Origin of the sequence: Serratia sp. Z4, from assembly GCF_009900725.1 — a bacterium.
GTDB lineage: Bacteria > Pseudomonadota > Gammaproteobacteria > Enterobacterales > Enterobacteriaceae > Serratia > Serratia nematodiphila.
In genome coordinates, this window is sequence record NZ_JAAABD010000006.1 from 12231 (window position 1) to 31306 (window position 19076).

General features: G+C 62.5%; 13 protein-coding genes. 8 read left to right on the top strand and 5 right to left on the bottom strand.

The window, feature by feature from the left end; all coding sequences use genetic code 11:
- Window positions 1–4 precede the first annotated feature (4 nt).
- Together pstA and GT753_RS19240 are read right to left on the bottom strand one after the other, a co-directional pair.
- Window positions 5–1654: a phosphate ABC transporter permease PstA gene (gene pstA / locus GT753_RS19235; protein WP_021504423.1), complete on the bottom strand. Its 1650-nt coding sequence runs from the start codon at window positions 1652–1654 to the stop codon at window positions 5–7.
- Window positions 1651–3822, bottom strand: coding sequence for an ABC transporter permease subunit (locus GT753_RS19240; protein WP_031299907.1), 2172 nt, complete (start codon window positions 3820–3822; stop codon window positions 1651–1653). The genes pstA and GT753_RS19240 overlap by 4 nt, the downstream gene beginning before the upstream one ends.
- 396 nt (window positions 3823–4218) lie before the next feature.
- Between GT753_RS19240 and ppk1 the strand changes: the two genes are divergently transcribed.
- From ppk1 to GT753_RS19270, 6 genes are all read left to right on the top strand, one after another.
- Window positions 4219–6282 carry a polyphosphate kinase 1 gene (gene ppk1, locus GT753_RS19245; protein WP_004941606.1) on the top strand — a complete coding sequence of 688 codons (2064 nt, stop codon included), beginning with the start codon at window positions 4219–4221 and terminating at the stop codon, window positions 6280–6282.
- Between the two features lie 10 nt (window positions 6283–6292).
- Window positions 6293–7843 carry an exopolyphosphatase gene (gene ppx / locus GT753_RS19250; protein ID WP_004941603.1) on the top strand — a complete coding sequence of 517 codons (1551 nt, stop codon included), beginning with the start codon at window positions 6293–6295 and terminating at the stop codon, window positions 7841–7843.
- 181 nt (window positions 7844–8024) lie between these two features.
- A complete protein-coding gene (locus GT753_RS19255; RefSeq protein ID WP_004941600.1) occupies window positions 8025–8207 on the top strand; it encodes a YfgG family protein in 183 nt (60 codons plus the stop codon).
- 103 nt (window positions 8208–8310) lie between these two features.
- Window positions 8311–9744, top strand: a complete 1434-nt coding sequence (gene mgtE / locus GT753_RS19260) for a magnesium transporter (RefSeq protein WP_004941597.1) — start codon at window positions 8311–8313, stop codon at window positions 9742–9744.
- 185 nt (window positions 9745–9929) lie between these two features.
- Complete coding sequence (locus tag GT753_RS19265) at window positions 9930–13259, top strand: diguanylate cyclase (RefSeq protein ID WP_160125849.1); 3330 nt, start codon at window positions 9930–9932, stop codon at window positions 13257–13259.
- A gap of 195 nt (window positions 13260–13454) precedes the next feature.
- Window positions 13455–13808 (top strand): DNA-binding protein, encoded by a 354-nt coding sequence (locus tag GT753_RS19270; RefSeq protein WP_004941591.1) that lies wholly within the window; start codon window positions 13455–13457, stop codon window positions 13806–13808.
- An 8-nt stretch (window positions 13809–13816) separates the two neighbouring features.
- Here the strand turns inward: GT753_RS19270 and alkA are convergent, their stop codons facing one another.
- Window positions 13817–15307 carry a DNA-3-methyladenine glycosylase 2 gene (gene alkA / locus GT753_RS19275; RefSeq protein ID WP_160125850.1) on the bottom strand — a complete coding sequence of 497 codons (1491 nt, stop codon included), beginning with the start codon at window positions 15305–15307 and terminating at the stop codon, window positions 13817–13819.
- 164 nt (window positions 15308–15471) lie between these two features.
- Between alkA and yegD the strand changes: the two genes are divergently transcribed.
- On the top strand, window positions 15472–16824 hold the full coding sequence (gene yegD, locus GT753_RS19280; protein WP_033632391.1) for a molecular chaperone: 1353 nt from the start codon (window positions 15472–15474) through the stop codon (window positions 16822–16824).
- 47 nt (window positions 16825–16871) lie between these two features.
- Window positions 16872–17438, top strand: coding sequence for a GNAT family N-acetyltransferase (locus tag GT753_RS19285; protein ID WP_015378733.1), 567 nt, complete (start codon window positions 16872–16874; stop codon window positions 17436–17438).
- Here the strand turns inward: GT753_RS19285 and GT753_RS19290 are convergent.
- Complete coding sequence (locus GT753_RS19290; protein WP_004941582.1) at window positions 17435–18052, bottom strand: pyridoxamine 5'-phosphate oxidase family protein; 618 nt, start codon at window positions 18050–18052, stop codon at window positions 17435–17437. The two genes, GT753_RS19285 and GT753_RS19290, sit on opposite strands and share 4 nt — an antisense overlap.
- A gap of 61 nt (window positions 18053–18113) precedes the next feature.
- Window positions 18114–19067 (bottom strand): aldo/keto reductase, encoded by a 954-nt coding sequence (locus tag GT753_RS19295; protein ID WP_015378734.1) that lies wholly within the window; start codon window positions 19065–19067, stop codon window positions 18114–18116.
- Between the last annotated feature and the right edge of the window lie 9 nt (window positions 19068–19076).

Consider the following 19076-nt stretch of genomic DNA (forward strand, 5'->3'; position numbering starts at 1 on the left):
ATTGTTACTGCGACCATGCTCGGTACCGTTCCCTCAACGAATGGCGGATACCCATCGCCGCCAGATTCAAACTCACCACGATCGTCACCAGCAGGAAGGCGGTGGCGAACACCAGCGGCCGCGCCGCCTCTACGCTCGGGCTCTGGAATGCCATATCGTAGATCTGGAAGCTCAAATGCATGAACTTCCGCTCCAGGTGCAGATACGGGAAAATCTCGTCCACCGGCAGCACCGGCACCGATTTCACGACCCCCACCAGCATCAGCGGCGCCGTCTCACCGGCGGCGCGCGCCACCGCCAGGATCAGGCCGGTCATCATCGCCGGCGCCGCCATCGGCAGCACGATGCGCCACAACGTCTCGGCCCGGCTGGCGCCCAGCGCCATCGAGCCCTGCCGCAGCGAGGCGGGAATGCGCGACAGCCCTTCCTCGGTGGCGACGATCACCACCGGCAGCGTCAGCAGCGCCAACGTCAGCGCCGCCCACAGCACGCCGGGCGTACCGAAGGTCGGGTTGGGCAAGGACTCGGGATAGAACAGCTGATCGAGCGTGCCGCCAATCATGTAAACAAAGAAGCCGAGGCCAAAAACGCCGTAGACGATCGAAGGCACGCCGGCCAGGTTGACCACCGCGATGCGGATCACCCGCGTCAGCAGATTGTTGCCGGCATATTCGTGCAGATATACCGCCGCAATTACGCCAAACGGCATCACCACGATCGACATCAGGATCACCATCAACACCGTGCCGAAAATGGCCGGGAACACCCCGCCTTCGGTATTCGCTTCGCGCGGGCTGTCGGTGAGGAACTTCTTCACCTGCTCGCCCCAGTGTGCCAGCTTCTCGGTGGTGTTCATGGCGTTCGGGTACCAGGCATCGCGCACCTGGCTGAGCGGAATGGTCAACGTCTGCCCGTGCATGTCGCGCAGCAGCAACGCATCGCGCTGGCGATCGCGGTTCAGCCCCGCCAGACGTTCGGACAACAGCTGATACTGCCGCTGCAGTTCCAGCCGTTCGGCCTTGATGGCGTCCTGTGCGCGGGCGTCCAGCTTATCGTCGCGCTGCAGGCGCTTTTCCCGCAGCCGCAGCGCGTCAAACTGCTGATTGATGCGCGCCATGTCGCGGAATTGAATGTCGTGCGCCTGGCGCGAGAGCGCGGCGATTTGCGGCAGGCGCTGCTGCAACGCCTGCCCCAGATTGCGGCCAGTCAGCGGTTGCCCGTCTTCCAGCAGCCCCGCCAGATAACCGTAAGCGGTGCCGTGGCTGTCGCGTTCCAGCACCAGCAGGCTGCGCGGCGTGCTTTGGCTGTGGACATCGCTGGCCAGCAAGGTGCGGAAATCCTGCCCCTCGCGCTCGCGGTTGCCGACCTTAATCAGATAGCGTTCGACGCTCTGCGCCTCGCCCGGCGGCGTGACACCCGCCTCCGTCAGCTGGCGCCGGGAAATGCTTTGCTGCTGGTACAGCTCACCGATCACCGTCACCGGTCCGGCGCCGTTCTGATTGAGTTCGAACTGATAAACCGGGCTCGGCCAGAAATAGCGCATCCCCTGCCCGGCCAGCAGCAACAAAATGCCGATCAGCGCCAGCAGGCTGACGGCCACCGAACCGGCGGTCAGCCATATCCACGGCGACCCGCTCTTCACCCAGTTCTTCATGGCGCCTCCTGATTCGGCGTGTAGCGCTTGCGCAGCCGCAGGCGCACCGCCTCCGCCAGCGTGTTGAACACGAAGGTGAAGACAAACAGCACCAGCGCGGTCAGGAACAGCACGCGGTAATGGCTGCTGCCGGAGACCGCCTCCGGCATTTCAATGGCGATGTTGGCCGCCAGCGCGCGCAGCCCCTGGAACAGGCTGCCGTCGATAATCGGCGTGTTGCCGGTAGCCATCAGCACGATCATGGTTTCCCCCACCGCGCGGCCAAAGCCGATCATCAGCGCGGAGAAAATGCCGGCGCTGGCGGATGGCAGCACCACCTTGATCACCGTCTGCCACTGGGTAGCGCCCAGCGCCAAAGAACCCTGGCTCAGGGTCGCCGGCACGCTGAACAGTGCGTCCTCCGCCAGCGAGAAGATGATCGGCACCAGCGCGAAGCCCATCGCCACACCTACCACCAGCGCATTGCGCTGGTCATAATTATCCCCCAGCCAGAAATGCAGCGGCTCACCGAACAACGCCACCTCCAGCCGCGGCCCCAGGTTGAGCGCCAGCCACACCGTCAACGCCAGCAGCGGCAGCAGCAACAGCAGATCGACGCCCGGCCGGCAGCGCGGCATAAAGCGATGGGTCAACGCGCCGCACAGCAGCACCGCCGCCGCCAGCAGCAGCGGCAACGCCAGCACCGCCAACAGATACTGCTCGATGATCGGCGCCAGCCAAATGCCGGCCACCAGCCCGATCACCACCGTCGGCAGCGCGCCCATCACTTCGATAGCCGGTTTGATCACCCGCCGCAGCCCCGGCGTCATAAAGTAAGCGGTATAGATGGCGCCGGCCAAGGCCAGCGGGATGGCGAACAGCATCGCGTAAGCCGCCGCCTTAAAGGTGCCGAAGATCACCGGCATCAGGCTGAATTTGGGTTGGTAACTGTCTTCGCCGGAGGTGGACTGCCAGACATAGGCCGGCTGCGGGTAGTTCTCATACCACACCTTGCCCCACAACGAACGCCAGGTAACGTCCGGATAAGGGTTGTCGAGCGCATAGCGCTGCCAGCCCTGCGCGCTCTCCAGCAGCAGGCCATCGCCGCGCGGCGCGAACGCCATCTGCCGCACCTCGGCGCCCAAACGGGTATTCAGCAGCGGCTGCGGTTGAATGGCGGAGAACAGCGAGAAGCCGCCATCGGGCCGCAGGGTGGCGAACACCCGGCGGTAAGGCTCAGCCACCGTCAGCTCCTGCCCGTCGGCGCCGTGGTCGAAATGCTGCACCGGCGTCAGGCGCCAGCGCCGATCTTTTTCCACCTCGAACCACTCGCGCAGATTGCCGTCGGCGCCCTTGATCAGCAGCGCGCTGCCGCCGGGCAGCGCCGTCATCTGATACGGGGCGTGTTCGCCAAGGGTACGCGTTTCACGCAGCTGCAGCTGTGCGCCGTCGATCTGATAACGCGCCAGCCGGTTGCCGGTCAGCAGATAAAGCTGGCGGCCATCCGGCGTCAGCACCAGCTGCTCCCCGTCGTGCTCCAGCGGCCGCTCGCTGAACTGCGGCGGCCGGTCGGGGCTGAAGCGGCCGAACACCAGCCGCCGATCGTCGGTCACTCCGGCCAGCAGATACTGCCCGCGATGCGCATCCGCCAGCGACAGCAGTTTCAGCGGCTTGCGCTGTGGATCCAGCGCCAATGGCTGCTGCCCGAGCGGGAACTGCCACTGCGGCCGGCCGTTTTCCGCCGTGGCGAAATCCGCGCGCGCCACCACCAACCGGCCGTCGGCCTGCGCCAACGCGAACAGATCGCGCTCGCCGGCGGCCTGCGCGAGCAGCGTCGGTTTGGCCAACAGCGTCTGCTGCGCCAGCGGCGTCTGGGCCTGGCCGCTCGGCGCCGGCGTCAGACGATAAAATTGCCCCGCGCCCTGCGCGTCGATGCGATAACCGACGCGCTGCTGCACGTCCATGCCCAGCGCCAGCGCCGGGGCCGATACCGTGAACGGCAGCGGCTGCGCCTGGCCGAGCGAGGCGGGTTTGAACAACGGCAGCACCGCGAACAGCAGATAAACGAAGATCAGCATCAACGTCATCAGCACCATCAGCCCGCTGGCGGTCACTGCCGCCTGCACGCCGCGGTCGATGCGCCCGCGCATGCGATCTCGGGGATGTTGATTGGCCGTCGTCTGTGTCATGTGTCTCGCTGTCGCTGATGTAATCGGGCTTGCGCCGTAAGATAACCGGGCATCTTATGTCAGTTTTATGACGTTTGCATGACAAAGTTACCCGCCATAACTCAGGTTTTTTACACTGCCATCAGACAATATGAATTTGATATATTGCTGAAAAATGACCATAAACACGCTTTATAACGCCAAGAATAAGCCTGCTAACCGTCATTTCATGCTGATCGTTTCACTGCCGGGCATCCCGCCGCGGGGAAAATTTATTGCCGCCGAAAAACGCCGCGCGCCAACGCAATGGATATGTTGGACTTTCCTGTCAATCTCTCGCAATAATGATGAAGGACACTAGAGCGGCATCCGGACGCTGCGTCCCGGATCCTATTCTAAATTTGAACTGGAGTGGCAATGGGTCAGGAAAAGCTCTACATCGAAAAAGAACTAAGCTGGTTATCCTTTAATGAGCGCGTGTTGCAGGAAGCCGCAGATAAGAGCAATCCCCTGATTGAACGTATGCGTTTTCTGGGCATTTACTCCAACAACCTCGACGAGTTCTATAAAGTCCGCTTCGCCGATCTCAAACGGCGCATCCTGATCAGCGAAGAGCAAGGCTCCGCCGGTTCCTCACGCCATCTGCTGAAAAAGATCCAGGCCAAGGTGCTGAAAACCGATCAGGAGTTCGACGGTCTGTACAACGATCTGCTGCTGGAAATGGCGCGCAACCAGATCTTCCTGATCAACGAACGCCAGGTGTCCGAGAACCAGCAAATCTGGCTGCGGCAATATTTCAAACAGCACCTGCGCCAGCACATCACGCCGATCCTGATCAACCACGACACCAACCTGGTGCAGTTCCTGAAAGACGATTACACCTATCTGGCGGTGGAGATCATCCGCGGCGCGCGCATCGACTATGCGCTGCTGGAAATCCCGTCGGACAAGGTGCCGCGCTTCGTCAATCTGCCGCCGGAAGCGCCGCGCCGCCGTAAGCCGATGATCCTGCTCGACAACATCCTGCGTTACTGCCTGGACGATATCTTCAAGGGCTTCTTTGACTACGACGCGCTCAACGCCTATTCGATGAAGATGACCCGTGACGCCGAATACGATCTGGTCACCGAAATGGAATCCAGCCTGCTGGAACTGATGTCCTCCAGCCTGAAACAGCGCCTCACCGCCGAGCCGGTGCGCTTCGTTTATCAGCGCGACATGCCGAACGAGATGGTAGAGCTGCTGCGCGGCAAGCTGGGCATCTCCAACTACGATTCGGTGATCGCCGGCGGCCGTTACCACAACTTTAAAGACTTCATCAGCTTCCCGAACGTCGGCAAGGCTAACCTGGTCAACAAGCCGCTGCCGCGCCTGCGCCACATCTGGTTCGACGGTTTCCGCAACGGCTTCGACGCCATTCGCGAAAAGGACGTGCTGCTCTACTACCCGTACCACACCTTTGAACACGTGCTGGAGCTGCTGCGCCAGGCGTCGTTCGATCCGAGCGTGTTGGCGATCAAAATCAACATCTACCGGGTGGCGAAAGACTCGCGCATCATCGAATCGATGATCCACGCCGCGCACAATGGCAAAAAAGTCACGGTGGTGGTCGAGCTGCAGGCGCGCTTCGACGAAGAGGCCAACATCCACTGGGCGAAGCGCCTGACCGAGGCCGGCGTGCACGTGATCTTCTCGGCGCCGGGGCTGAAAATCCATGCCAAACTGTTCCTGATTTCACGCCGTGAAGGCGATGAAATTGTGCGCTATGCTCATATCGGTACCGGCAACTTTAACGAAAAAACCGCGCGCATCTATACCGACTATTCGCTGTTGACCGCCGACTCGCGCATCACCAACGAGGTACGCCGGGTATTCAACTTTATCGAGAACCCCTACCGCCCGGTCACCTTCGATAACCTGATGGTGTCGCCGCAGAACTCGCGCCTGAAGCTGTATGAGCTGATCGACAACGAAATCGCCAACGCCCAGGCCGGGGAACAGGCCGGCATTATGTTGAAAATAAATAATCTGGTGGATAAAGGGCTGGTAGATCGGTTATATACCGCGTCCGGCGCCGGCGTGAAGATCCGTCTGCTGGTGCGGGGCATGTGTTCCCTGATTCCCAACCTGCCGGGGATCAGCGACAATATTCAGGTGATCAGCATCGTCGATCGCTTTTTGGAACACGATCGGGTTTACGTTTTCGACAACAAAGGTGACAAACGGGTGTATCTGTCCTCCGCCGACTGGATGACCCGCAACATAGATTACCGTATCGAAGTGGCGGTATCGCTGCTGGATCCGGCGCTGAAACAGCGCGTTCTGGACATTCTGGAGATCCTGTTCAGCGATACGGTCAAGGCCCGTTATGTGGATAAAGAACTGAGCAACCAGTACGTGCCGCGCGGCAACCGCCGCAAAGTGCGCGCCCAGGTGGCTATTTACGAGTATTTAAAAGCTCTGGAACAACCAGGACAGTAGGCCAGCAACTATGCCGCTAAAAAACACTGCAACGAACAAACCGCAGGAAATCGCCGCCATCGACCTCGGGTCGAACAGTTTCCACATGGTGATCGCCCGCGTCGTCAACGGCGCCTTACAGGTATTGGGCCGTTTAAAACAGCGGGTGCACCTCGCCGACGGATTGGACAGCAACAACGTACTCAGTGAAGAGGCGATAGAACGCGGCCTGGCCTGCCTGGCGCTGTTTGCCGAACGGCTGCAGGGCTTCCCGGCGGATAACGTCACCATCGTCGGGACCCATACCCTGCGCCAGGCGGTGAACGCTGAAGTGTTCCTCAAGCGCGCCGCCAAAGTGATCCCCTACCCGATCGAAATCATCGCCGGCCAGGAAGAAGCGCGCCTGATCTTCATGGGCGTGGAGCACACTCAACCGGAGAAAGGCCGCAAGCTGGTGATCGACATCGGCGGCGGCTCCACCGAGCTGGTGATCGGCGAAGACTTCGAGCCGCTGCTGGCGGAAAGCCGCCGCATGGGCTGCGTCAGCTTCGCCCAGCTGTTCTTCCCCGGCGGCGAGATCAGCAAAAACAACTTCCGCCGCGCGCGGCTGGCGGCGGCGCAGAAGCTGGAAACGCTGGCCTGGCAGTACCGCATTCAGGGCTGGCAGTATGCGCTGGGCGCCTCGGGCACCATCAAGGCCGCCCACGAAGTGCTGGTGGCGATGGGCGAAAAAGACGGTCTGATCACCCTCGAACGCCTGGAAATGCTCGCCGAACAGGTGCTGCAGTTCAAAAGCTTCGGCTCACTGAGCCTGCCGGGGCTGTCGGAAGATCGCCAATCGGTGTTCGTGCCGGGGCTGGCTATCCTGTGCGGCGTGTTCGATGCGCTGGCGATCCGCGATCTGCGCCTGTCTGACGGCGCGCTGCGCGAAGGCGTGCTGTATGAAATGGAAGGCCGCTTCCGCCACCAGGACATCCGCAGCCGCACCGCCAAAAGCCTGGCCGATCACTACAACATCGACCGCGAACAGGCCAAGCGGGTGCTGGAAACCACCGAACTGCTCTATTCGCAGTGGATGGCGCAAAACACCAAGCTGGTGCATCCGCAATTGGAAGCCCTGCTGAAATGGGCCGCCATGCTGCACGAAGTGGGGCTGAGCATCAACCACAGCGGCATGCATCGCCATTCGGCCTACATTCTGCAAAACTCCAACCTGCCTGGCTTCAACCAGGAACAGCAGCTGCTGTTGGCGGCGCTGGTGCGTTTCCACCGCAAGGCGATCAAGCTGGAAGAGCTGCCGCGCCTCAACCTGTTCAAAAAGAAACACTACCTGCCGCTGATCCAACTGCTGCGTCTGAGCACCCTGCTCAACAACCAGCGCCAGTCGACCACCACGCCGGAAACGCTGCGCCTGACCACCGACGACAACCACTGGACGCTGCGCTTCCCGGCCGGCTACCTGGCGCAAAACAACCTGGTGCAGCTGGACTTCGAGCGCGAGCAGGCCTACTGGAACGACGTCGTCGGCTGGAAGCTGCTGATCGACGAAGAAGGCTCGCAAGACGAACAGCGCTCCGCCTGATCCCCCGCCCCCTGCCAGCCAGGGGGTTTTTCTTTCCGCCCTCGCTCCGCCAACCTAAACGAAACCCTAATACGCCGCGCCGCTCGCCGGAAAAAAATGGACAACTTTTGTCATCAGCGCCTAAAATCCGGTTACAAATTCTCGAGCGAATAACACAGGATACCGGCATACCGGGTGATATATGCGCAAGAAAACCACCGGACAGATGACGAAGATAGTGTTGTTTATCAGCTTTATCATTTTAGTCGGCCGACTGCTGTACGCCGCCGTGGTGGCGGTGCCTCATCATCAGGAAAAAAAACAGGCCGCTGCGCAAAACGCCGCCGAAGTCAGCGCGCCGCAACAGGACGCCTCCTCTGAATAACCGCCGCGCCCCGTCCGTTTCATAAAAATGACTCCGGCACTCGCTATGCTCTATCTTTTAATGAGCCTGCGTCAGGAACGCCGAGCGCCCGTTAAGGAACACCATGTCAGCCGCAACCCATAACGTCAAAAAAGTCGCTGAACACCGCCAGCGCATTCTCACTCTGCTGTTGAACAATAAGGAATTGGTCGACGGCATTCTCGGCCGGCCAGGGGATGAACACGCCCTCAGCCAAAGCGAACTGCTGAACCAAACGGCGGAAATCACCGGCCTGCTGGACGACATGCACGCCGCCGACCTGGCGGACCTGCTGGAGGCGCTGCCGCAGGACGAACGTATGGCGCTGTGGCGGCTGGTGGGCAACAGCAAGCGCGGCCAGACGCTGGTGGAAGTCGCCGAACCGGTCTGGGACAGCCTGATCGAAGAAATGAGCGACAAAGACCTGCTCAAAGCGATCAAAACGCTGGACGTGGACGAACAGGCCTATCTGGCGCAATACCTGCCGCGTAACCTGATGGGCCGGTTGCTGACCTCGCTGGAGCCGGAGCAGCGCGCCCAGGTGCGCGAGATGAGCCAGTACGCCAAAGACAGCGTCGGCTGGATGATGGATTTCGAACTGGTGACGGTGCGGCCGGACGTCACGCTCGGCGCAGTGCACCGCTTTTTGCGCATGCGCAAAACCATTCCCGACGCCACCGATAAACTGTTCGTCACCGATCGCAAAAACACCCTGCTGGGCGAACTGCCGCTCACCGCGGTGCTGCTGAACGACCCGGAGATCCCGGTACGCGAAGTGATGGACAGCGATCCCGCCACCTTCCAGCCTGAGGACAAGGCCGATGAAGCGGCCGGCGCGTTCGAACGTTACGACCTGATCAGCGCCCCGGTGGTTGACGCCAAGGGCAAACTGATGGGCCGCCTGACCATCGAAGAGATCGTCGACGCCGTCAACGAAGAGAGCGACACCAACCTGCGCCGCATGGGCGGTTTAAGCCCGGAAGAAGACGTGTTCGCCCCGGTCAGCAAGGCGGTTAAAACCCGCTGGGCCTGGCTGGCGATCAACCTCTGCACCGCATTCATCGCCTCGCGGGTGATCGGCCTGTTCGAGCACACTATTTCCCAGCTGGTGGCGCTGGCGGCGCTGATGCCGATCGTCGCCGGCATCGGCGGCAACACCGGCAACCAGACCATCACCATGATCGTGCGCGCGCTGGCGCTGCACCAGATCGAAGTCGGCAACATCTCGCGCCTGATGCTCAGAGAGCTGGGCGTCGCCATCATCAACGGCGTGGTGTGGGGCGGCATCATGGGCGTGATCACCTGGCTGCTGTACGGCGACGCGGCGATGGGCGGCGTGATGACGCTGGCGATGCTGCTCAACCTGCTGCTGGCGGCGCTGATGGGCGTGGTGATCCCGATGACCATGCTCAAACTGGGCCGCGATCCGGCGGTCGGCTCCAGCGTGCTCATCACCGCGCTGACCGATACCGGCGGCTTTTTCATCTTCCTCGGCCTCGCCACCCTGTTCCTGCTGTAAGACGCTCAAAGCCGGCCCCGCGCCGGCTTTTTCGTCATTCTGTCGCCGGGTTTGCGCTAACGCAGTAAAGTCGGCCCTCCCGATAGGTTTTCCTCCCGCGCTGTACTACCCTTTTTCAATAAATCATCTTGATTCATCCACGTCATGAATCCAATCACAGGCAGAGGTCATCGGTAAGGATGTCTATGGATATCAGCGCGCCGAACGCGTTCGGCACACACAAAGGCGTTATGCTGACACATTCTCTGTTCGTGGCGCTGGCGACATTTTTGCTCGCCTTGCTGAGCCTGTCGTTATCCAGTGAGGCTCATCACTTCACGCCGCTGTGGTTCCCGACCGCCGCCGCGATCGCCGTGCTGTATCGCCATCCTCCGCGTCATTGGGGTTTGCCGCTGCTGGCCAGCGGCACAGGCATCGTACTCGCCAGCTTCCTGCTGTTCGGCTTCAGCGCCATTCCGGTCAAGCTGGCCGCCATCAACCTGCTGGAAGCGGCAGTGTGCGCTCTGCTGCTGCGCCGCACGCTGCCGGCGATCGATCCGCTGAGCGATCTGGGCTGTTGGCTGCGCTTCGTGGTCTGCGCGGTGATCTTTACCCCGTTGTTCAGCGCGCTGCTGGCCGCCGGACTGACCCCCACGCCGGACCAAACGTTTTGGCAATCGTTCGGCACCTGGTTCATCTCTGAGGCGATAGGGGTGCTGTCGCTGGCGCCGCTCGGGCTCACCTATCACCGCCGCCTGTTGGCCGGGCTAAATCCGTATCCGCTGCTGTTGACCCTGATGGGCTCGCTGGCCTTCAGCTATCTGGCGCTGACACATCTGCCCTTCCCCTTTACCTTCGTCATCCTGCCGCTGCTGTGGGCGGCTATCGCGCTGTCACGCTTCGAAACCTTCACCGTCTGTTTCTGCACTCTCCTGCTGATCACCGTCCTGCTGTCGCTGGGCCTGCTGCGCCTTCAGTCTTCCCAGCACACTTTCCTGGGCGAACTCGGCCTCTATCTGCCGATGTTGCTGATCCTGATCCCGGCGCACGCCATGGCGATGGTGATGCACACCTTCCGGGTGGAAAAGCAACATATCGTCGAGAGCGAAAGCCGCTTTCGCAGCGCGCTGGAGTATTCCGCCATCGGCATGGCGCTGGTGTCGCCGGAGGGCAAATGGCTGCAGGTTAACCAGGCGCTGTGCAAGCTGCTCGGCTATCCGCCCGAAAGACTTTATCGCCTGACCTTTCAAGAGATCACCCACCCGGACGATCTGAACGCCGACCTGACCCAACTGCACGAACTGCTCGACGGCCATATCAGCAGCTACACCATGGAGAAGCGCTATATCCGCAGCGACGGCCAGACGGTTTGGGCGCTGCTGGCGGTCTCGCTGGTGCGCGACGGCGAAGGCCGGCCGTTGTACTTCATCTCTCAGGTGGAGGACATCAGCGACCTTAAGCGCAGCGAGGCGGAGAACAACCGGTTGGTGGAGCGCATCACGCTGGCCAACCAGGTGGGCGGCGTCGGCATCTGGGAATGGGTGATGAGCCAGGAAAACTTCACCTGGGATCAGCGCATGTTCGAACTCTACGATCTCCCCCCCGACCAAACGCCGACGCTGGCGTTGTGGCGCACCCTGCTGGTGCCGGAAGATCGCGAGCGCACCGATCGCGAGCTGGCCGAGATCCTGGCGCAGCCGCGGCCGTTCATCATGGAGTTTCGCATCACTACGCGCAGCGGCAAACTGCGCCATATCCGCGGCCAGGGCAACGTGATCCTCGACGATCAGGGCCGGCCGCTGCGCCTGATCGGCACCAATATCGACATGACCGAACTCAAGAGCCTCGCCGAGGCGCTGCACGAAGAGAAAGAGCGCCTGCACATCACCCTCGACGCCATCGGCGAAGGGGTGATCTCCACCGACAGCCACCTGCGCATCACCTTTATGAATCCGGTGGCGGAACAGATGTGCGGCTGGCCGCTCGACCTGGCGATCGGTATGCCCGTCGCCGGCGTGGTGCGCCTGACCAACGGCAAAGACGGCCCGGAAATCGAAAACCTCACGCAATACCCACGGCAATGGCCGGCGGATTATGCGCTGGTGCTGCACAGCCGCGACGGGCGTTATTTCGACGTACAGCAGTCGGTCTCACCGCTGAAAACCCTCGACGGGGAAACCATGGGCGCGGTGATGGTGCTGCAGGACGTCACCGCCTCGCGCGAGCTGATGAAAAAACTCAGCTACAGCGCCTCGCACGATGCGCTGACCGGATTGCCGAACCGCACCCGCTTCGAGAAACAGCTGAAAGCGGCGATCGTCGCCGGCGGGGAACCGTCGTCGCCGCATTCGCTGGTGTTCCTCGATCTGGATCGGTTCAAGGCGGTGAACGACACCGCCGGCCATGCGGCGGGAGATGCCCTGCTGCGGGATATCGCCCAGCTGATGCGGCACCAACTGCGCGGCAGCGACTGCCTGGCGCGTTTGGGCGGCGACGAGTTCGGTCTGATCCTGTACGACTGCCGGCTGGAACAGGCCAAATCGCTGGTGCAGCAAGTGGTTAATCAAATCAGCCAGCACCCGTTCTATTGGGAAGGGAAGATTTATCGCGTCGGCGCCAGCGCCGGCATCACGCGCATCAGTGCCGACGCCAAAAGCAGCGAACTGTTGGCGCAGGCCGATATCGCCTGCTATACCGCCAAGCACCAGGGGCGCGGCCAGGTTTATCTGTACGAAACGCGGCAGAAACAGCTGCTGGAGCGGCAACACGAGGTACTGAGCCAGCAGGAAGTGCAGACGATCATCAGCGAGGGGCAACTGCGGCTGCTGACTCACGCGGTCGCGCCGCCGGCGACGCCGCTGTCGGCCGCGTTTCACCAGGTGAAGCTGCAGGTGATGGCGCCGGACGAGCGCCCGCTGTCGCACGAGGCGTTCATCACCGCCGCGCAGCTGTACGGCCTGATGCCGGACATCGACCGCTGGACGGCGGCGCAACTGCTGGTGAAATATGCCGACGACATCAAACGCAAAGGGCTGTCGCTCGCGCTGCCGCTGGCCATCGACAGCCTGCTGAGCGCCGACTTCCAGCGCTACCTGACGGAAACGGTGCGCGCTTCCTCGCTGCCGCCGCAGGCGCTGCTGTTCAGCGTCGATGAGGCCGCGATACTGGAGCACGCCGCACAGTGTCGGGCATTTCTCCGCGAACTGCAGCAGCAGGGCTGCCGGCTGATCGTCAACGGCTTCGGACATAACATCAATGCGTTCGATGAACTCAGCGATCAGAAAATCGACATCATTCGCATCGATGAGCGCTTTATCACCAACGTGCACTGCAACCAGATGGACGAGCTGATGGTCTCGATGCTCAACGGCGCGGCGCATCGCATTAAAGCGCAGACCTTCGCCGGGCCGGCTCACCAGCCGGTGACGCTGCAGGCGCTGCGCGACATCGGCGTCGATCTGGCGGACGGCGACCAGGTGGCGCTGGAGCAGCCGCTGGCGGTGTTGCTCAGCGACGGCTATTTCGGCATCCGTTAACCTTCTCCCCCCTCTCAGGCGCCGTCTCCCAGGCGGCGCCTCGCATCTCGTTCGTTACATGATATTAACCAAGACAAGATTAGTGATATAAATAACACCTGAAGCTTAAACGATTAAGTAAGATGAAGCGCCCATGCGACTATCAGCGTATCCGTTGATTTTCCTCGGCATGTGATGGCTCAGGGATAAGGGACTATGGAAAAGAAATGGTTTTCCGCCAGGGAACTGATGGGTAAGGCGGGGTTGCCTTCAACTCCGCAAGGGGTCAATTTGATGGCCCGGCGTGAAGGCTGGGTCAGCCGCCGCCGCAGCGGCGTACAGGGCAAAGCGCTGGAATACCATATCGACAGTCTGCCGTTCGGCGCGCGCAGCCTGTCGGCGTTGCGCGAAACCGACCATCCGGATTACGACGTCAAACGCCAGGATCCGATACGGGTCTGGATCGAGTATTACTACCACCTGACGCCGGCCGAGCGGGAAAAGCTGCTGGCGTTCCTGATGCGCGAGGGCATGAGCCGCCTGCTGCAGCTGATCGACACCCCTCGCTAGCTCTGCGTTCAACTCTCCCCTTCCGGCGCCCAGCCGTCGTTGTGCCACAGATGCAGCGTGGCGTAAGAACGCCACGGGCGCCAACGTTCAGCGTAGCGTTCAATCTGGCGCGGCGTCATGCCGGGAAAACGCTGTTTGATCAGGTAATCACCGGCCAGGAACACGTCCGGCCACGACCAGGCGCGCATCGCGATATAGCTGGCGGTCCAGTTGCCGATGCCCGGCAGCGCGGTCAGCGCCTCGATGCCCTGTTCGATATCCAGCACGTTATCGAGCTGCAGCCGCCCTTCGCCCAGCGCGCGGGCGATCTCGATCAGCGCCGCCGCGCGCTTCAGTTGCACCCCGAGCGGGCGCAGTTCTTCGGGCTGCAGCTGCGCCACCCGTTCTGCGGAGGGGAAGACATGGGTGATGCCCTCATGCGGCGTCGCCAGGGTTTCCCCCCAGCGTTCAGCCATCCGCCCGGCGAAGGTCGCCGCCATTTTTACGCTGACCAACTGGCCCAGCACCGCCCGCGCCGCCTGCTCGAAACTGTTCACGCAGCCCGGCAGGCGCAATCCCGGCGCATCGGCCGCCAGCGAGCCCAGCGCCTCATTGATGCGGTCCGGCGCGGCATCCAGATCAAACAGCAGGCGCACCCGGCGCAACACCTCCGTCGTCACCAGACTGAGCGCAGGCGCGATCTCTACCCGAACCCGATTGCGCGCTTCTTCCGGCTGCACGCTGACCCAGCCGCGGTGTTCCGTGCCGCCCAGGCTGACGGCGATCGAGCGCAGGTAGCGGCGTCCGTCGACCCGCTCCACGCCCTGCACGGCGCGCGCCTGCAAGAAATTCAGCATGCGCTCCCAGTCATAGGGCGGCCGATAGCCCAGGTGAAACACCAGCCCGCTGGCGGCGGCCCGTTCACCGCGCGCGCCGCCGCTGCGCAGCGCTGACGGGATCAGGCGGTAGCGCGCCTTGAACAGCTCGTTGAAACGCCGCAGGCTGCCGAATCCGGCGGCGAACGCCACCTCGCTGAGCGGCAGATCGGTGTCCGCCAGCAGGCGTTTGGCCTGCAGCAGCCGATGCGACTGCGCGTAATCGATCGGTGAGGCGCCAAACTGTTCGGCGAAAATGCGCCTCAGATGGCGATCGGAAATGCCCAGCCGCGCCGCCAGCGCTTCGCAGCTGTGTTCAGACAGATACCCCTGCTCGATGAGCTGCACTGCCACCTGCGCATAGCGGTTGCCCAGATCGATCAGCGCCAGGCCGGGCGCCAGCTCCGGCCGGCATTTGAGGCAGGGGCGAAATCCCGCCAACTCTGCCGCCGCCGCGCTCGGATAAAAGGTGCAGTTTTCCAGCTTCGGCGTGCGGGCGCTGCACACCGGGCGGCAATAAATGCCGGTGGAGGAAACGCCGACGAAAAAACGTCCGTCGAATTTGCGGTCACGCGCGCGCAGCGCGTCGTACAACGCTTGCTGTTGAGTATTCATGGCAACGCTCGGGGTCGGTTTTTTCTGCATTATGGGGCTCGGCTGGCGTGCTGACGTGCGGAATTCGGACATTAAGTTAAGCACGCCGCCGCCGCGCCCGCTAAATTTTTCGACACTCGCGCATTGGCGCATTGCCCGCCGGCCTCGTCTCGGGTAAAGTCGCCCCCCTTCATTGGCATGGGGACAAAAAAGAGATGTTTATTGGATTCGATTACGGGACCGCCAACTGTTCCGTTGCAGTGATGCGCGACCACGGCCCCGAGCTGTTGACGCTGGAAAACAACGCGCCCTATCTGCCTTCGATGCTGTGCGCGCCGACCCGCGAAGCGGTGAGCGAATGCCTGCACCGCCATTGGCAGATCCCAACCGGCAGCGAAGAAAACCAGCAGTTGCTGCGCCGCGCCATCAGTTACAACCGCGAAGAAGACATTCCGGTCAACGGCGACAGCGTGCTGTTCGGCCTGCAGGCGCTGGCGCACTACATGGAAGATCCGGAAGAGGTGTACTTCGTGCGCTCGCCGAAATCCTTCCTCGGCGCCAACGGCCTGAAGCCGCAGCAGATCGCGCTGTTCGAAGACCTGGTGTGCGCCATGATGTTCCACATCAAACGCCAGGCGGAAAATGTGCTGCAGACCGGCATCGATCAGGCGGTGATCGGCCGGCCGATCAACTTCCAGGGTATCGGCGGCGACGAAGCCAACCGGCAGGCGCAGGGCATTTTGCAGCGCGCCGCCGAACGCGCCGGTTTCAAGGACATTGAATTCCAGTTCGAGCCGGTGGCGGCGGGGCTGGACTTCGAGGCGACGCTGAGCGAAGAGCAAACCGTGCTGGTGGTGGACATCGGCGGCGGCACCACCGACTGCTCGGTGCTGCTGATGGGGCCGCAGTGGCGCGACCGCGCCGATCGCCAGCAGAGCCTGCTGGGCCACAGCGGCTGCCGGGTTGGCGGTAACGATCTGGACATCATGCTGGCCTTCAAACAGCTGATGCCGCTGTTCGGCCTCGGCGGCGAAACCGCGAAGGGCATCGCCCTGCCGGCGCTGCCTTACTGGAACGCGGTGGCGACCAACGACGTGCCGGCGCAAAACGACTTCTACAGCGCCGCCAACGGCCGCGTGCTGCGCGATCTGATCCTCGACGCGGCAGAGCCGGAAAAGGTGAAACGCCTGCTGAAAGTGTACCAGCAGCGCCTGAGCTACCGACTGGTGCGGGCGGCCGAAGAGAGTAAGATAGCCCTGTCCGGCCAAACGGCCATCAGCGCGCCGCTCAATTTCGTGCAGGCCGATCTGGCGGAGAGCATCAGCCAGGATCAGCTCGCCGACGCCATCTCGCAGCCATTGATGCGCATCCAGGAGCAGGTCAGCGCCGCATTGGCCAGCAGCCAGACCGCGCCGCAGGTGATCTACCTGACCGGCGGCAGCGCGCGTTCGCCGCTGCTGCGCGCCGCGCTGCAACAGCAGCTGCCGGGCATTCCGATCGTCGGCGGCAACGACTTCGGCTCGGTCACCGCCGGGCTGGCGCGCTGGGCGCAAACGCTGTTCCGTTGACGGCCCAAGGGCGCCTCGCCGCGCCTTTGTTTATTGGAGGCCCTATCATGTCCACCTTGCTTACCCTCGACAGCGCCAGGCTGCGGCTGCGCCCCTGGCGTGACAGCGATCTGCCGGCCTTCGCCGCGCTTAACGCCGATCCGCAGGTGATGCGCTATTTCCCGGCGCTGATGACGGCCGAGGAAAGCCGCGCGCAGGCCGAACGCATCCGCGCCTTCATGCAACAACACGGCTGGGGGCTGTGGGCGGTGGAAGTGAAAGGCGGCGCGCCTTTTATCGGCTTTGTCGGGCTGGCGCGGCCGGGCGATGATCTGCCCTGCTCCCCCTGCGTGGAGATTGGCTGGCGGCTGGCGGCGGCTCACTGGGGCAACGGCTACGCCGCTGAGGCGGCGCGCGCCGCGCTGGCGTGCGCCTTCGACACGCTGCACCTGCCGGAAGTGGTGTCCTTCACCGCCGAAGATAACCAGCCGTCGCGCCGGGTGATGACGCGCATCGGTATGCGCTTCGACGGTGAAATCTTCCTGCACCCGCGCCTGCCGGCGGGCCATCCGCTGCAACAGCACGTCTTGTACCGGCTTAACCGGCAAACGTGGCGCGAACGCCACGGCGATTAATACAGCGTATCCTTCAGCCGCTGCGGCAGCGCGCTGTCGTACTCCTCACCGTCGAAGCGCGTTTGGCTCACCGCGGCCAAGATTTGGCCGGGGCTGGGCAGCGCCGAACGTTCGAGGCGGCGGCCCTCTTCCCACAACCCCGAACGCAAGATCGCCCGGCTGCACTGGAAGAACACCGCCTCCACCCGAATGCGCAGCACCGAACGCGGCAGCTGGTTGCGGTGGGCGAAGCGCTGCAACACCGCCGGCGCCACCACGATCTCCGCCCGCCCGTTAATCCGCAGCGTTTCGCCGATGCCGGGGATCAGCAACAGCAGCGCCACCCGGTTATCGTGCAGGATATTGCGCAGGCTATCGATGCGATTATTGCCGCGCCGGTCCGGCAACAGCAGGGTTTTCTCGTCTTCGATCTGGATAAAACCGGCCGGATCGCCGCGCGGGGAGACATCCATGCCGTCCGGCCCGACCGTCGAGAGGGCGGCAAACGGCGCCGCCTCGATAAACGGACGGTACGCCGGGTGGATATAGCTGACTTCTTTAAAAACCGAGGGCGCGGCAGGTTTGCCGTAAAGCTGTTCCAGCGCCGCGAGGTCGTTGATGATATCGCCAGACATTGCAGTTTCCTGAATAAGTCATATTGACCCCTTCAGCATAGAGCAAAATCGCCGGCGGCTCTTACTCAGCGCTGGCGTGGTTCAGCGTCTGAATGTCGTCCGCATCCAGCGTCAGGCGGGTGGCGCTGACCAACTCATCCAGCTGCGGCAACGAGGTGGCGCTGACGATCGGCGCGGTGATGCTCGGACGCGCAATCAGCCAGGCCAGCGAGACCTGCGCCGGAGAGCTGCCGTGCTTGCCCGCCACCTGATCCAGCGCCGCCAGAATGCGGAAACCGCGCGGGTTCAGGTAGCGTTCGACGATGCGATCGCCGCGCTGGCTTTTGCCCTCGTCCGCTTTGCTGCGGTATTTGCCGGTCAGAAAACCGCTGGCCAGCGCGAAGAAATTGATCACCCCGAGCCCGTGGCGCTGCGCCACGCCTTCCAGCTCGGCTTCATACCCTTCGCGCGCATACAGATTGTATTCCGGCTGCAGGGTTTCGTAGCGCGCCAATCCGTTGCTTTCGCTCACCCGCAGCGCTTCTTCCAGGCGATCCGCCTGATAGTTGGAGGCGCCGATCGCCCGCACCTTGCCGGCCTTGATCAGCGCATCGAACGCCGCCAGCGTCTCTTCCAGCGGCGTATCGCGGTCATCGTCGTGCGACTGGTAGAGATCGATATAATCGGTTTGCAGACGGCGCAGCGAATCTTCCACCGCCTGCTGAATATAGCGCGGCGACAGCCCCTGTTTGCCTTCGCCCATCGGTTTGCCCACTTTGGTGGCGATGATCACCTGGTCGCGCTTGCCGCTCTTCTTCAGCCATTCGCCGATGACGGTTTCCGATTCGCCGCCCCGGTTGCCCGGCGCCCAGCTGGAATAAACGTCGGCGGTATCGATAAAGTTGAGCTGATTGTCCACCAGCGCATCCAGCAGATTGAACGAGGTCGCTTGATCCGCCGTCCAGCCGAACACGTTGCCGCCAAAGGTCAACGCCGGCACCTGAATGCCCGAACGGCCCAGTTGTTTCTTGCTCATCACAAAGGC

Coding starts and splice junctions, on each gene's coding strand:
- GT753_RS19270 (WP_004941591.1), top strand. CDS start 13,455: ATGGAAAAGAAATGGTTTTCCGCCAGGGAACTGATGGGTAAGGCGGGG.
- yegD (WP_033632391.1), top strand. CDS start 15,472: ATGTTTATTGGATTCGATTACGGGACCGCCAACTGTTCCGTTGCAGTG.
- GT753_RS19290 (WP_004941582.1), bottom strand. CDS start 18,052: ATGTCTGGCGATATCATCAACGACCTCGCGGCGCTGGAACAGCTTTAC.
- ppk1 (WP_004941606.1), top strand. CDS start 4,219: ATGGGTCAGGAAAAGCTCTACATCGAAAAAGAACTAAGCTGGTTATCC.
- pstA (WP_021504423.1), bottom strand. CDS start 1,654: ATGAAGAACTGGGTGAAGAGCGGGTCGCCGTGGATATGGCTGACCGCC.
- GT753_RS19285 (WP_015378733.1), top strand. CDS start 16,872: ATGTCCACCTTGCTTACCCTCGACAGCGCCAGGCTGCGGCTGCGCCCC.
- GT753_RS19265 (WP_160125849.1), top strand. CDS start 9,930: ATGGATATCAGCGCGCCGAACGCGTTCGGCACACACAAAGGCGTTATG.
- GT753_RS19255 (WP_004941600.1), top strand. CDS start 8,025: ATGCGCAAGAAAACCACCGGACAGATGACGAAGATAGTGTTGTTTATC.
- ppx (WP_004941603.1), top strand. CDS start 6,293: ATGCCGCTAAAAAACACTGCAACGAACAAACCGCAGGAAATCGCCGCC.
- mgtE (WP_004941597.1), top strand. CDS start 8,311: ATGTCAGCCGCAACCCATAACGTCAAAAAAGTCGCTGAACACCGCCAG.
- alkA (WP_160125850.1), bottom strand. CDS start 15,307: ATGCAGAAAAAACCGACCCCGAGCGTTGCCATGAATACTCAACAGCAA.
- GT753_RS19240 (WP_031299907.1), bottom strand. CDS start 3,822: ATGACACAGACGACGGCCAATCAACATCCCCGAGATCGCATGCGCGGG.
- GT753_RS19295 (WP_015378734.1), bottom strand. CDS start 19,067: ATGAGCAAGAAACAACTGGGCCGTTCGGGCATTCAGGTGCCGGCGTTG.